Annotated in this window: 9 protein-coding genes and 1 pseudogene; 5 read left to right on the top strand and 5 right to left on the bottom strand. The window is 67.9% G+C overall.

The window, feature by feature from the left end:
• Positions 1–102: 102 nt before the first annotated feature.
• From EOT10_RS33230 to tuf, 5 genes are all read left to right on the top strand, one after another.
• The gene (locus EOT10_RS33230; RefSeq protein WP_127832096.1) at positions 103–4002 is read left to right on the top strand and encodes a DNA-directed RNA polymerase subunit beta'; all 3900 of its coding nucleotides are present in this window, start codon (positions 103–105) and stop codon (positions 4000–4002) included.
• 469 nt (positions 4003–4471) lie between these two features.
• Entirely contained in the window at positions 4472–4843 is a 372-nt protein-coding gene (gene rpsL, locus EOT10_RS33225) for a 30S ribosomal protein S12 (protein ID WP_003948652.1), read from the top strand.
• A gap of 2 nt (positions 4844–4845) precedes the next feature.
• A complete protein-coding gene (gene rpsG, locus EOT10_RS33220) occupies positions 4846–5316 on the top strand; it encodes a 30S ribosomal protein S7 (RefSeq protein WP_116511074.1) in 471 nt (156 codons plus the stop codon).
• Between the two features lie 39 nt (positions 5317–5355).
• Positions 5356–7482, top strand: coding sequence for an elongation factor G (gene fusA, locus EOT10_RS33215; protein WP_127832095.1), 2127 nt, complete (start codon positions 5356–5358; stop codon positions 7480–7482).
• A 137-nt stretch (positions 7483–7619) separates the two neighbouring features.
• Positions 7620–8813, top strand: coding sequence for an elongation factor Tu (tuf, locus tag EOT10_RS33210; RefSeq protein ID WP_116511070.1), 1194 nt, complete (start codon positions 7620–7622; stop codon positions 8811–8813).
• 101 nt (positions 8814–8914) lie between these two features.
• On the opposite strand, the gene EOT10_RS33205 is transcribed toward tuf, so the two are convergent.
• The 5 genes and pseudogenes from EOT10_RS33205 to EOT10_RS33185 all read right to left on the bottom strand — a co-directional run.
• Entirely contained in the window at positions 8915–10957 is a 2043-nt protein-coding gene (locus EOT10_RS33205) for a PIG-L family deacetylase (RefSeq protein WP_127832094.1), read from the bottom strand.
• 265 nt (positions 10958–11222) lie between these two features.
• Entirely contained in the window at positions 11223–11480 is a 258-nt protein-coding gene (locus EOT10_RS33200; RefSeq protein WP_127832093.1) for a hypothetical protein, read from the bottom strand.
• The gene (locus EOT10_RS33195; RefSeq protein WP_189492373.1) at positions 11477–11824 is read right to left on the bottom strand and encodes a hypothetical protein; all 348 of its coding nucleotides are present in this window, start codon (positions 11822–11824) and stop codon (positions 11477–11479) included. The genes EOT10_RS33200 and EOT10_RS33195 overlap by 4 nt, the downstream gene beginning before the upstream one ends.
• Positions 11825–11911: 87 nt before the next feature.
• Positions 11912–12823, bottom strand: a complete 912-nt coding sequence (locus tag EOT10_RS33190) for a helix-turn-helix domain-containing protein (RefSeq protein ID WP_127832091.1) — start codon at positions 12821–12823, stop codon at positions 11912–11914.
• Between the two features lie 230 nt (positions 12824–13053).
• Positions 13054–13377: pseudogene (locus EOT10_RS33185) on the bottom strand (ATP-binding protein); the annotation flags it as partial.
• Positions 13378–13379: the final 2 nt, after the last annotated feature.

Here is a 13379-nt window from a genome sequence, read left to right as displayed (position 1 = left end):
CAAGGAGCCCCCGGCCATCCCCGGGACCGTTCAGACCATGATGAAGCGCCTTATTTCTCGCTAACGCGAGGGGCACAACCCCGAAAGAGGGATTGACGCACAGTGCTCGACGTCAACTTCTTCGACGAGCTGCGGATCGGCCTTGCCACCGCGGACGACATCCGGACCTGGTCCCATGGCGAGGTCAAGAAGCCTGAGACCATCAACTACCGCACCCTCAAGCCCGAGAAGGACGGACTCTTCTGCGAGAAGATCTTCGGTCCGACCCGGGACTGGGAGTGCTACTGCGGTAAGTACAAGCGTGTCCGCTTCAAGGGCATCATCTGCGAGCGCTGCGGCGTCGAGGTCACTCGCGCCAAGGTGCGTCGTGAGCGGATGGGCCACATCGAACTGGCCGCCCCTGTCACGCACATCTGGTACTTCAAGGGCGTTCCGTCGCGCCTCGGCTACCTGCTTGATCTCGCCCCGAAGGACCTCGAGAAGGTCATCTACTTCGCGGCGTACATGATCACGTTCGTGGACGAGGAGCGCCGTACCCGCGACCTGCCCTCCCTCGAGGCGCACGTCCAGGTGGAGCGTCAGCAGATCGAGAACCGTCGCGACTCCGACCTGGAGAACCGCGCCAAGAAGCTCGAGACCGACCTGGCCGAGCTCGAGGCCGAGGGTGCCAAGGCCGACGTGCGCCGCAAGGTGCGCGAAGGCGCGGAGCGCGAGATGAAGCAGCTGCGCGACCGTGCGCAGCGCGAGATCGACCGCCTCGACGAGGTGTGGAACCGCTTCAAGAACCTCAAGGTCCAGGACCTCGAAGGTGACGAGCTGCTCTACCGCGAGCTGCGTGACCGCTTCGGCACGTACTTCGACGGCTCCATGGGTGCCGCTGCCCTGCAGAAGCGCCTGGAGTCCTTCGACCTCGAGGAGGAGGCCGAGCGCCTCCGCGAGATCATCCGTACCGGCAAGGGCCAGAAGAAGACCCGTGCGCTCAAGCGCCTCAAGGTCGTCTCCGCGTTCCTGCAGACCAGCAACAGCCCCAAGGGCATGGTGCTCGACTGCGTGCCGGTCATCCCGCCGGACCTGCGTCCGATGGTGCAGCTGGACGGTGGCCGCTTCGCGACCTCCGACCTGAACGACCTGTACCGCCGCGTGATCAACCGCAACAACCGCCTCAAGCGACTCCTTGACCTCGGCGCCCCCGAGATCATCGTGAACAACGAGAAGCGCATGCTTCAGGAGGCCGTCGACGCGCTCTTCGACAACGGCCGTCGTGGTCGCCCGGTCACGGGCCCCGGCAACCGTCCGCTGAAGTCGCTGTCCGACATGCTCAAGGGCAAGCAGGGTCGTTTCCGTCAGAACCTGCTCGGTAAGCGAGTCGACTACTCGGCGCGTTCCGTCATCGTCGTCGGCCCGCAGCTGAAGCTGCACCAGTGTGGTCTGCCGAAGGCCATGGCGCTGGAGCTCTTCAAGCCGTTCGTGATGAAGCGTCTGGTCGACCTGAACCACGCGCAGAACATCAAGAGCGCCAAGCGCATGGTCGAGCGCGGCCGCACGGTCGTGTACGACGTCCTGGAAGAGGTCATCGCCGAGCACCCGGTTCTCCTGAACCGTGCGCCGACGCTGCACCGCCTCGGCATCCAGGCCTTCGAGCCGCAGCTGGTCGAGGGCAAGGCCATCCAGATCCACCCGCTCGTCTGCACCGCGTTCAACGCGGACTTCGACGGTGACCAGATGGCCGTGCACCTGCCGCTCTCCGCGGAGGCGCAGGCCGAGGCCCGCATCCTGATGCTGTCCTCGAACAACATCCTCAAGCCGGCCGACGGCCGTCCGGTCACGATGCCGACCCAGGACATGGTCCTCGGTCTGTTCTTCCTGACCACCGACGGTGAGCTCCGTGACGTCAAGGGCGAGGGCCGCGCGTTCGGCTCCACGGCCGAGGCGACCATGGCGTTCGACGCCGGCGAGCTCGCGCTGCAGTCGGCCGTCGACATCCGCTTCCCGGTGGGCACCATCCCGCCGCGCGGCTGGACCCCGCCGGTCGCCGAGGAGGGTGAGGCCGAGTACCAGTCGGGCGACAGCTTCCGTCTGCGTACGACGCTCGGCCGCGCGCTCTTCAACGAGCTGCTGCCCGAGGACTACCCGTTCGTCGACTACTCGGTCGGCAAGAAGCAGCTCTCGGAGATCGTCAACGACCTCGCCGAGCGCTACCCCAAGGTCATCGTGGCGGCGACGCTCGACAACCTGAAGGCGGCGGGCTTCTACTGGGCGACCCGTTCCGGTGTCACCGTGGCCATCTCCGACGTCGTCGTTCCCGAGGCGAAGAAGGAAATCGTCGCGGGTTACGAGGCGCAGGACGAGAAGGTCCAGAAGCAGTACGAGCGCGGTCTGATCACCAAGGACGAGCGCACTCAGGAGCTCATCGCGATCTGGACCAAGGCGACCAACGAGGTTGCCGAGGCGATGAACGCGAACTTCCCGAAGACGAACCCCATCTTCATGATGGTCGACTCGGGTGCCCGAGGAAACATGATGCAGATGCGTCAGATCGCGGGTATGCGTGGTCTGGTGTCGAACGCCAAGAACGAGACGATTCCTCGTCCCATCAAGGCGTCCTTCCGTGAGGGCCTCACCGTTCTGGAGTACTTCATCTCCACGCACGGTGCCCGTAAGGGTCTGGCGGACACCGCCCTGCGTACCGCCGACTCGGGTTACCTGACCCGTCGTCTGGTGGACGTCTCGCAGGACGTCATCATCCGCGAAGAGGACTGCGGTACCGAGCGTGGCCTCAAGCTGAAGATCGCCGAGCGCGGTGCCGACGGCACGCTGCGCAAGACGGACGACGTCGAGACCTCGGTCTACGCCCGCATGCTCGCCGAGGACGTCGTCATCGACGGCAAGGTCATCGCGCCGGCCAACGTGGACCTGGGCGACGTGCTCATCGACGCGCTGGTCAACGCGGGCGTCGAGGAGGTCAAGACCCGTTCGGTCCTGACCTGTGAGTCCGCGGTCGGCACCTGTGCCTTCTGCTACGGCCGCTCGCTGGCCACCGGCAAGCTCGTCGACATCGGTGAGGCGGTCGGCATCATCGCCGCCCAGTCCATCGGTGAGCCCGGTACCCAGCTGACGATGCGTACCTTCCACACCGGTGGTGTGGCCGGTGACGACATCACCCAGGGTCTGCCCCGTGTTGTCGAGCTCTTCGAGGCCCGTCAGCCCAAGGGTGTCGCCCCGATCTCGGAGGCGGCCGGCCGCGTCCGTATCGAGGAGACCGAGAAGACCAAGAAGCTCGTCGTCACCCCGGACGACGGCAGCGACGAGACGGCGTTCCCGATCTCGAAGCGTGCCCGTCTGCTCGTGGGCGAGGGCGACCACGTCGAGGTGGGCCAGAAGCTCACCGTGGGTGCCACCAACCCGCACGACGTGCTGCGCATTCTGGGTCAGCGTGCCGTCCAGGTCCACCTGGTCGGCGAGGTCCAGAAGGTCTACAACTCGCAGGGTGTGTCGATCCACGACAAGCACATCGAGATCATCATCCGGCAGATGCTGCGCCGTGTGACGATCATCGAGTCCGGCGACGCGGAGCTGCTGCCGGGCGAGCTCGTCGAGCGCTCGAAGTTCGAGACCGAGAACCGTCGTGTGGTCACCGAGGGCGGTCACCCCGCCTCCGGCCGTCCGCAGCTGATGGGTATCACCAAGGCCTCGCTGGCGACGGAATCCTGGCTGTCGGCCGCCTCCTTCCAGGAGACGACCCGAGTCCTGACGGACGCGGCGATCAACGCCAAGTCCGACAGCCTCATCGGCCTCAAGGAGAACGTCATCATCGGTAAGCTCATCCCGGCCGGTACGGGTCTGTCCCGCTACCGCAACATCCGGGTCGAGCCCACCGAAGAGGCCAAGGCCGCGATGTACTCGGCCGTCGGCTACGACGACATCGACTACTCGCCGTTCGGCACGGGCTCCGGCCAGGCCGTCCCGCTGGAGGACTACGACTACGGTCCGTACAACCAGTAAGGCGTGGGTCTACGTCTACTGACGTGGGCTGAAGTCTGCTGAAGGGCGCCCACTTCGCATTCGTGCGGGGTGGGCGCCTTCGGCGTTCGTGTGCGGGTGGCGCCGGCGGGTGGCGGATGGGACGAAAGTCTCAATTCGCGTAAAGGATCAAGCTGATTTCGGCCCTCAGGGGGCCGTATACGGCGCTGTGGGGCCCCGACTGACAACGTGTGAACGGTCGGCGTGTCTGCCCTCGCCGCATTTGTTTTGACCGAACCCGATGAGGTAGGTACGCTCAGACCTTGTGCCTGGGGTGTGCCTGGGCTCCTGTGCGTGTCGTCAGCCGCTGCGGGAGTCTGGATGGGCCACCGCAATCTGCGCCCTTCCCGCTTGGCGGCGGGAGTTCACAGTATTCGACACACCCGACCGCGTGGGTCGGGGAATGTTCCAGGTTAGCTTTACTATTCGGCACACAGAAACCGGAGAAGTAGTGCCTACGATCCAGCAGCTGGTCCGGAAGGGCCGGCAGGACAAGGTCGAGAAGAACAAGACGCCCGCACTCGAGGGTTCGCCCCAGCGTCGCGGCGTCTGCACGCGTGTGTTCACGACCACCCCGAAGAAGCCGAACTCGGCCCTCCGTAAGGTCGCGCGTGTGCGTCTGACCAGCGGCATCGAGGTCACGGCCTACATCCCGGGTGAGGGACACAACCTGCAGGAGCACTCCATCGTGCTCGTGCGTGGCGGCCGTGTGAAGGACCTGCCTGGTGTTCGTTACAAGATCATCCGCGGTTCGCTTGACACCCAGGGTGTCAAGAACCGCAAGCAGGCCCGCAGCCGCTACGGCGCCAAGAAGGAGAAGTAAGAATGCCTCGTAAGGGCCCCGCCCCGAAGCGCCCGGTCATCATCGACCCGGTCTACGGTTCTCCTCTGGTGACCTCCCTCATCAACAAGGTGCTGCTGAACGGCAAGCGCTCCACCGCCGAGCGCATCGTGTACGGCGCCATGGAGGGTCTGCGTGAGAAGTCGGGCAACGACCCGGTCATCACGCTGAAGCGCGCGCTGGAGAACATCAAGCCGACCCTCGAGGTCAAGTCCCGCCGTGTCGGTGGCGCCACCTACCAGGTGCCGATCGAGGTCAAGCCCGGTCGCGCCAACACGCTCGCGCTGCGCTGGCTCGTGGGTTACTCCCGCGCCCGCCGTGAGAAGACCATGACCGAGCGCCTCATGAACGAGCTGCTCGACGCCTCGAACGGTCTTGGCGCTGCTGTCAAGAAGCGTGAGGACACCCACAAGATGGCCGAGTCCAACAAGGCCTTCGCGCACTACCGCTGGTAGTCGCAACCCACATCGAGACCGAGAGAAGACTGAGCCGATATGGCTACCACTTCACTTGACCTGGCCAAGGTCCGCAACATCGGGATCATGGCCCACATCGACGCGGGCAAGACGACCACCACCGAGCGGATCCTGTTCTACACCGGTGTGTCGTACAAGATCGGTGAGGTCCACGACGGTGCCGCGACCATGGACTGGATGGAGCAGGAGCAGGAGCGTGGCATCACGATCACCTCTGCTGCCACCACCTGTCACTGGCCGCTGAACGACGTCGACCACACGATCAACATCATCGACACCCCGGGTCACGTGGACTTCACCGTCGAGGTGGAGCGTTCGCTCCGCGTCCTCGACGGTGCCGTGACGGTGTTCGACGGCGTTGCCGGCGTTGAGCCCCAGTCCGAGACTGTCTGGCGTCAGGCGGACCGCTACGGCGTGCCGCGTATCTGCTTCGTCAACAAGCTCGACCGTACGGGTGCCGAGTTCCACCGCTGCGTTGACATGATCGTCAACCGCCTCGGTGCGACCCCGCTCGTCATGCAGCTGCCCATCGGTGCAGAGGCTGACTTCCAGGGTGTCGTCGACCTCGTCACGATGAAGGCGTTCGTCTGGTCCGCCGAGGCGGCCAAGGGCGAGGCGTACGACATCGTCGACATCCCGGCCACGCACACCGAGGCCGCCGAGGAGTACCGCGGCAAGCTCCTCGAGGCCGTCGCCGAGAACGACGAAGAGATGATGGAGCTGTTCCTGGAGGGCACCGAGCCCTCCGTGGACCAGCTGTACGCGGCCGTGCGTCGCATCACCATCGCCTCCGGCAAGGGCGGCGACACCACCGTCACCCCCGTGTTCTGCGGCACCGCGTTCAAGAACAAGGGCGTTCAGCCCCTGCTCGACGCCGTCGTGCGCTACCTGCCCTCCCCCCTGGACGTCGAGGCCATCGAGGGCCACGACGTCAAGGACCCGGAGACGGTCGTCAAGCGCAAGCCGTCCGACGAGGAGCCCCTCTCGGCGCTGGCGTTCAAGATCATGAGCGACCCGCACCTCGGCAAGCTCACCTTCGTCCGGGTTTACTCGGGCCGCCTGGAGTCCGGCACCGCCGTGCTGAACTCCGTCAAGGGCAAGAAGGAGCGCATCGGCAAGATCTACCGCATGCACGCGAACAAGCGTGAGGAGATCGAGTCGGTGGGCGCCGGTGACATCGTCGCCGTCATGGGTCTGAAGCAGACCACCACGGGTGAGACGCTCTGTGACGACAAGGCCCCGGTCATCCTGGAGTCCATGGACTTCCCGGCGCCGGTCATCCAGGTCGCCATCGAGCCGAAGTCCAAGGGCGACCAGGAGAAGCTGGGTGTCGCCATCCAGCGCCTCTCGGAGGAGGACCCCTCCTTCCAGGTCCACTCGGACGAGGAGACCGGCCAGACCATCATCGGTGGTATGGGCGAGCTTCACCTCGAGGTGCTCGTCGACCGCATGAAGCGCGAGTTCCGCGTCGAGGCGAACGTCGGCAAGCCGCAGGTCGCTTACCGCGAGACGATCCGTCAGGCCGTCGAGCGTCACGACTACACCCACAAGAAGCAGACCGGTGGTACCGGTCAGTTCGCCAAGGTGCAGATCGCGATCGAGCCGATCGACAGCGGCGACGCCACGTACGAGTTCGTGAACAAGGTCACCGGTGGCCGCATCCCCCGGGAGTACATCCCGTCGGTGGACGCGGGTGCGCAGGAGGCCATGCAGTTCGGCATCCTGGCCGGCTACGAGATGACTGGCGTCCGCGTCATCCTTCTCGACGGTGGCTACCACGAGGTCGACTCCTCCGAGCTCGCGTTCAAGATCGCCGGTTCGCAGGCCTTCAAGGAGGCCGCGCGCAAGGCCAAGCCCGTGCTGCTCGAGCCGATGATGGCCGTTGAGGTCACCACGCCCGAGGACTACATGGGTGAGGTCATCGGCGACATCAACTCCCGCCGTGGCCAGATTCAGGCCATGGAGGAGCGCAGCGGCGCTCGCGTCGTGAAGGGCCTCGTGCCCCTCTCGGAGATGTTCGGCTACGTCGGAGACCTCCGCAGCAAGACGTCGGGTCGCGCAAGCTACTCGATGCAGTTCGACTCCTACGCCGAGGTTCCGCGGAACGTCGCCGAGGAGATCATCGCGAAGGCCAAGGGCGAGTAACTCACCCGAGTTCACGCTTTAGGCTTGACACCGACCGCTGGGGTTCGTCACCCCGGACCCCGGCGGCGGGTTTCCCAGCAAAGATCACCTGGCGCCGATGAAGCAAGGCGTACAGAACCACTCCACAGGAGGACCCAGTGGCGAAGGCGAAGTTCGAGCGGACTAAGCCGCACGTCAACATCGGCACCATCGGTCACATTGACCACGGTAAGACGACCCTCACGGCCGCCATTACCAAGGTGCTGCACGACGCGTACCCGGACCTGAACGAGGCCTCGGCCTTCGACCAGATCGACAAGGCTCCTGAGGAGCGCCAGCGCGGTATCACGATCTCGATCGCGCACGTCGAGTACCAGACGGAGACGCGTCACTACGCGCACGTCGACTGCCCGGGTCACGCGGACTACATCAAGAACATGATCACGGGTGCCGCGCAGATGGACGGCGCCATCCTCGTGGTCGCCGCCACCGACGGCCCGATGCCGCAGACCAAGGAGCACGTGCTCCTGGCCCGCCAGGTCGGCGTTCCGTACATCGTCGTCGCCCTGAACAAGGCCGACATGGTGGACGACGAGGAGATCCTGGAGCTCGTCGAGCTCGAGGTCCGTGAGCTCCTCTCCGAGTACGAGTTCCCGGGCGACGACCTGCCGGTCGTCAAGGTCTCGGCGCTCAAGGCGCTCGAGGGCGACAAGGAGTGGGGTCAGTCGATCCTGAACCTCATGGCCGCCGTCGACGAGTCGATCCCGCAGCCCGAGCGTGACGTCGACAAGCCGTTCCTCATGCCGATCGAGGACGTCTTCACGATCACCGGTCGCGGTACGGTCGTCACCGGCCGTATCGAGCGTGGTGTCCTCAAGGTCAACGAGACCGTTGACATCGTGGGCATCAAGCAGGAGAAGACCACCACCACGGTCACCGGCATCGAGATGTTCCGCAAGCTGCTCGACGAGGGCCAGGCCGGTGAGAACGTCGGTCTGCTCCTCCGTGGCATCAAGCGCGAGGACGTCGAGCGCGGCCAGGTCATCATCAAGCCCGGTTCGGTCACGCCGCACACCGAGTTCGAGGCCCAGGCCTACATCCTGTCGAAGGACGAGGGTGGCCGTCACACCCCCTTCTTCAACAACTACCGTCCGCAGTTCTACTTCCGCACGACGGACGTGACCGGCGTGGTGACCCTCCCCGAGGGCACCGAGATGGTCATGCCGGGTGACAACACCGAGATGAAGGTGGAGCTCATCCAGCCCGTCGCCATGGAAGAGGGCCTGAAGTTCGCCATCCGTGAGGGTGGCCGGACCGTGGGCGCCGGCCAGGTCACCAAGATCGTCAAGTAATTACCTGACGGTTTGACCTGGTAGCTCCAGCGAGCACCTGAGAGGGCCCGTACGACTTCGGTCGTACGGGCCCTTTCGTGTACCCGGGATCTGTACCGGGATCAGACCTTGCGGGCCGTGCCGCTTCCGGTGCCGGTCGACCTGGTCGGGCGCCACAGCCAGGGGCGGGCGGCGGGGGAGAGGCCCGCGGCCACCGGGCCCGACGGGGTGGCGCGCAGGGCGGGGCCGTCGAGGCTGACCAGGTCGCGGGCGGCGTGCTGGATCCGGCCGCCGCCGCGCAGGAGCTGGAGCCTGCCGCTCGCGTCCCGGCCCAAGAGATACGGGCCGTCGGCGGTCACGGGGCCGTAGCCGGGGAAGCCGACCGCCGGCCCGGCCGTCGCGGTCAGCGCGGACGAGGCGGGGGTCCGGTAGTAGAGCCGGTCGCCCGCAGCGGCAACCGCGTCGGCGGGGACCGGCAGCCCGGCGAGCGGGGCGGGGCCTTGCGGCGTCCAGTGGTGCACGGTGTCGCGTCCCGGCGCGTACACGTGGACGCCGCCGTCCGCGCCCACGACCGCGGTCAGGCCGTCCTGTACGGGCCCGCCGCCCAGGCCGCGCCACGGTGACCAGCGCCCGTCGAGGTTACGAACGCGCGTACTGATGCCCTGCCCCGCGTCGCGCACGAAGAGGTGGACGCGCCCGTCGGGGGCGGTGACGGCGACGGGGACGCCGATGCGGCGGCCCCGTACGGGATCGGTCTCCGGGTTGCCCAGGCCGGTCCAGGCGCCGAACTTCCCGCCGGCGGCGCGCTGTTCGAGGAGCGCGATCTCGCGCAGGTCCGAGCCGCCGCGCCCTTCGAGGGCCGCGAGCCGCAGGCCGAACAGCAGCTGCCGCCCGTCGGAGAGTGTCGCGGCGCCGAGAGTGGGCGCGAGCGGCCCGCCCCCGAGGTCCGTCGGCCGACCGAAGACACCCTCCTCGCTCTCGCGCCAGCGGACCGCGCGCAGGCCGAGCACTCCGTAGCCGGTGAGCCTGCCGTCGGGTTCCTGGGTGAGGGCGATCCTGGGCCCCGGGTAGCGGTAGTGGGTCGAGCGGATCCAGCCCTTGCGGTTGGTGAGGGGGCGGTCCCCGCCGACGTTGTAGTCGCCGCAGCCGGAGGGGTTGCCGCACTGCCAGTCAGGGGCTGCCCCGTAGGGGACGAGGCGCTCGGCCTTGGCGTGCAGCACGGCCTCGGGGAGGTTGTCCGGCCAGTGGTGGTTGTAGTAGCCGCGGAAGGCGGTGACCGCGAACGGGGGCGGCCCGTCGGACGTGCGCTGCGCCCAGCGGATCAGCGCTGCCCAGGTGAACGCGGCCACCGCGGTGTGGTCGCCGTGGTCGGAGTAACCGGCCTGCTCGCTGTCACGGATGCGGGTGCGCAGATCGCTGTGCTGGATGTCCGGGTCGGGGTCGAGCGTGTGCACGAGGGTGGGCCGGTAGCGCTCGAAGAGGGCCACGAGTACGTCGACCAGGCCGTCGTAGTCGTACGTCTGCGCCCGGCGCAGCGGTGAGCCGTTGACGACGACGGTAGGCAGGGGCAGGCCGCGCTCGCGCCACAGGGCCGGGGTTCCCATGTGGCCGGCCGGAGTGTGCATGGCCAGGTCGAGGAAGACGAGCTCGACGCGGCGGCCGCGGTGCTCCAGGGTGTTCACCTCGGCCTGGTGGCCGCCGGCGAGCGTGGCGACCTCGGTGCGCCAGCGGCTGAAGACGGGCAGGCCGAACTGGGCGGCGTAGGACTGGCGGAGGCCCTGGTGGCGGGCGGAGGCGTAGGCGGCCTTGTCGGCCGGGGGATGCGGGCGGCCGGGGATCTTGTTGACGCCGTCGGCCTCGCCCGCGGTGACGTACACGCAGACGAGGGGGACGCCGGCGGCGATGGCCTGCGCGGTGTCCGGGTTCATGAAGTACAGGTCGTCGTCGGGGTGCGCGAGGACCTGGAGCAGCAGGGCGTGATCGCCCTCGGCGGCGGGGCGCCCGGAGGCGGGGGAGGGGGCGGTGGCGCGGGGCGATGGCGGGGACGCCGCCGTGCGGCCCACGACGACGCCGGCGGCGGTGGTCGCGGCGACAGCGGCGGAGCCGAGCAGTACGGCGCGGCGTCCGGGTATTCGCCCTTTTCGAGTCTCTGCTTGTCGCCGCATGCGCTGTCCTCCGTCCGCCGTGCGCAGCGGTCGGAATGTGCGCTGCTTCTCGGTCCTTCGTCCTGCGTCTTTCAATCGAGAAGAGGCTTGTCAGTGGGGCTGGGTTCCATGCACGGACATGTTCTGTTCACCCGAAGCGGGAGTCTTGGCGGGCCGGCGGTTTCGGGGTGAGCCGCCCGTCCTGCCAGGCGAGGCCGACGACCGTGTCACGGCGGCAGTCCCGAGTTCTTTCCCTTGGTGTGGATCGGCCCGGAGCCGGAGCCCTTCAGCGCCCCATGCACGTGAGCTGGACGATGTAGACCCGCTCGCTGCGGACGACGATCTGGTACCGGAACATCCCGCCGCGGACGATGACGTCGTCGCCTGGTGGGTCGGCTCCCTCATGGCTGCGGCCGTGTAAGTGCAGCGCCTCTGCCGTTCTGACCAACTCCTCGGCCTTGCGCTCCACTTCAGCGAGGAAGGCGGGTGGTGCGCTGGGGGCGGCCGCCGCTGCCGCGAAGACGTACTCCCAGCGCCAGCTCAAGCCCGTACCGCCTTCATGGCTTCGTCCAGGACTGCGCTCAGTTCGCGCAGCGCTTCATGAGCGAGCGCGGCGTCCTCGCGCTCCAGATCCCGCGTGGCGCGTGCGTGCCGGGCGGACAAGTCGGGGCGGCGGGCGATCTCGATGTCCCGGGCCCAAACAAGGACCCAGCTCTGCACCGGGCTGAGGGACTGCCACTCGACTGCCTTGGCGAAAGCCTCGTCCTTGGTCCGCTGCATCTCCGGCAGACGTGCGGGGGCGACGACGGCGAGGGCGGCGCGCAGGGCGTCCGGGGTCTGCTCGGGGCGGGGAATCAGCTCTTGTCCGTGGTCGGCCTGCGTGCTCATGGAGTCCTCCCGGGAGTGCACGTGCCACGTTAGTCGGCCGGGACGCACGGGGTGGGGCGACGCGAACATGTCGGGTGTTCTCCCTGGTCAGTGGGTGTGTCGCCGATTCGGTGCAGGCGTATCGCCGGTGGCGTGGCAGTCGCGGCACTTGCCTGGGCCGGGGCCCCGGTAGGCGCGGTCGCACGTGTCGCAGTTCCGGAGGGGGTGCCGGACGGGCGCCGGGGACTCGGCCGGGGCGCGGAACGGGGGTGGTGGTGGCAGCAGTGCTGTCAGGCGGTGGGCGAGGAGCGCGGCCGGGCGGCGTACGCCTTCGGACGGGAGGTCGCCGGTCAAGGCCTGGCGTACGGCGGTGGGGGTGACGTCGCGTTCGAGCCAGGCGGCGACGCCGGGGGTGAGGTGGGCCGTGTCGTGGGCCGAGAGGAGCAGGCAGGGCGCCTGGCGGTGCAGGCCGGCGAGGAGGTCGGTGGCCTGTTGGAGGAGGGCGGGGGCCGGACAGGAGGGGTGCGGTACGGCAGGGAGGGGGCGGGGCGCCTTCGGGCGGGGTGAGTGTGCTGTGGCTGGGATCTCGGGCGGGTGGGTCGAGGGAGGAACCGGAGCGGGGGAGTGTCGCCGGGCGGCGGTTGGCTGATTGCAGGAGACCGTACGCGTGACGATGCGTCCGTCGGGCACGCGGTGGCGCTCGCGACGGAGGTAGCCGTGGGCCTCCAGCTCGCGCAGGGCGCCGGCGATGCGGGTCGCCCCTTCGGGGAAGCGCGCGGTGAGCGTCTTGATGTCCACGCGGGCGCCGGTCGGCAGCGACTGGATGTGGGCGGCAAGCCCGATCGCGACGAGGGAGAGCTCGGGGTGCTGGGCCAGGTGGTTGCCGATCACCGTGAAGCGGGTGGTGTGGCGGATGTTGGCGTGGGTGATGCCGTGGGGCGCGAGGGCGCGCTTCGGGCGCGGTTTCCCGGCAACGCGGGACTGGGCGCGCGAGGGCGCGCTAAGGTTCTGGGTATCCATCGGGAAGCTCCTACTTCCTCGGTGGTCAGGCCCTCGATCGGGATTGCTACTCCCGGCCGGGGGCCGTCGCATGTCTGGGGTTGTTTTGCTGTTCTTCCCTGGCTTACTGCCGCTGACAGTAGGGGAGTTGGGGGTAGAGAAAGCTAGCGGAACCGGTGATGTTCACCCGCGTGAGTGAGCGCAGGCTCAGGGCGGGTGGGGTGGGGCTTGGTGCGGGTTCTTTCTCCCTCTCATGTTTCTTGGGGAAAGGCGCCGGTGGCACCGGGGCACGAGGGGGCGGGTTCCGGTGGCGTGAGGCTCAGTTCGGCCCAGACGGTCTTGCGGGGGAAGCGGTCGTCGGCTACTCCCCAGCGGTGTGCGAGGGCGTCTACGAGCACCAGTCCGCGCCCTGACTCGGCTTCGGCGGACGGGTGTTGGGGCGCTGGGAGCCTTTCGGGGCGGGTGTCCGTGACCTCGATGCGGAGGGTGTCGGGGGACCCGTGGAGCGCGAGGCGGAAGTCGCGGCCGGGGACGCGGCCGTGGGCGGCGGCGTTGGCGGCCAGCTCGGCGACGATCC

The sequence above is a fragment of the Streptomyces antnestii genome, assembly GCF_004005495.1.
In the GTDB taxonomy this organism is placed as follows: Bacteria; Actinomycetota; Actinomycetes; order Streptomycetales; family Streptomycetaceae; genus Streptomyces; species Streptomyces antnestii.
The sequence above is the reverse complement of the archived record's forward strand: the minus strand, read 5'-3'. Positions and strand labels throughout refer to the sequence as shown.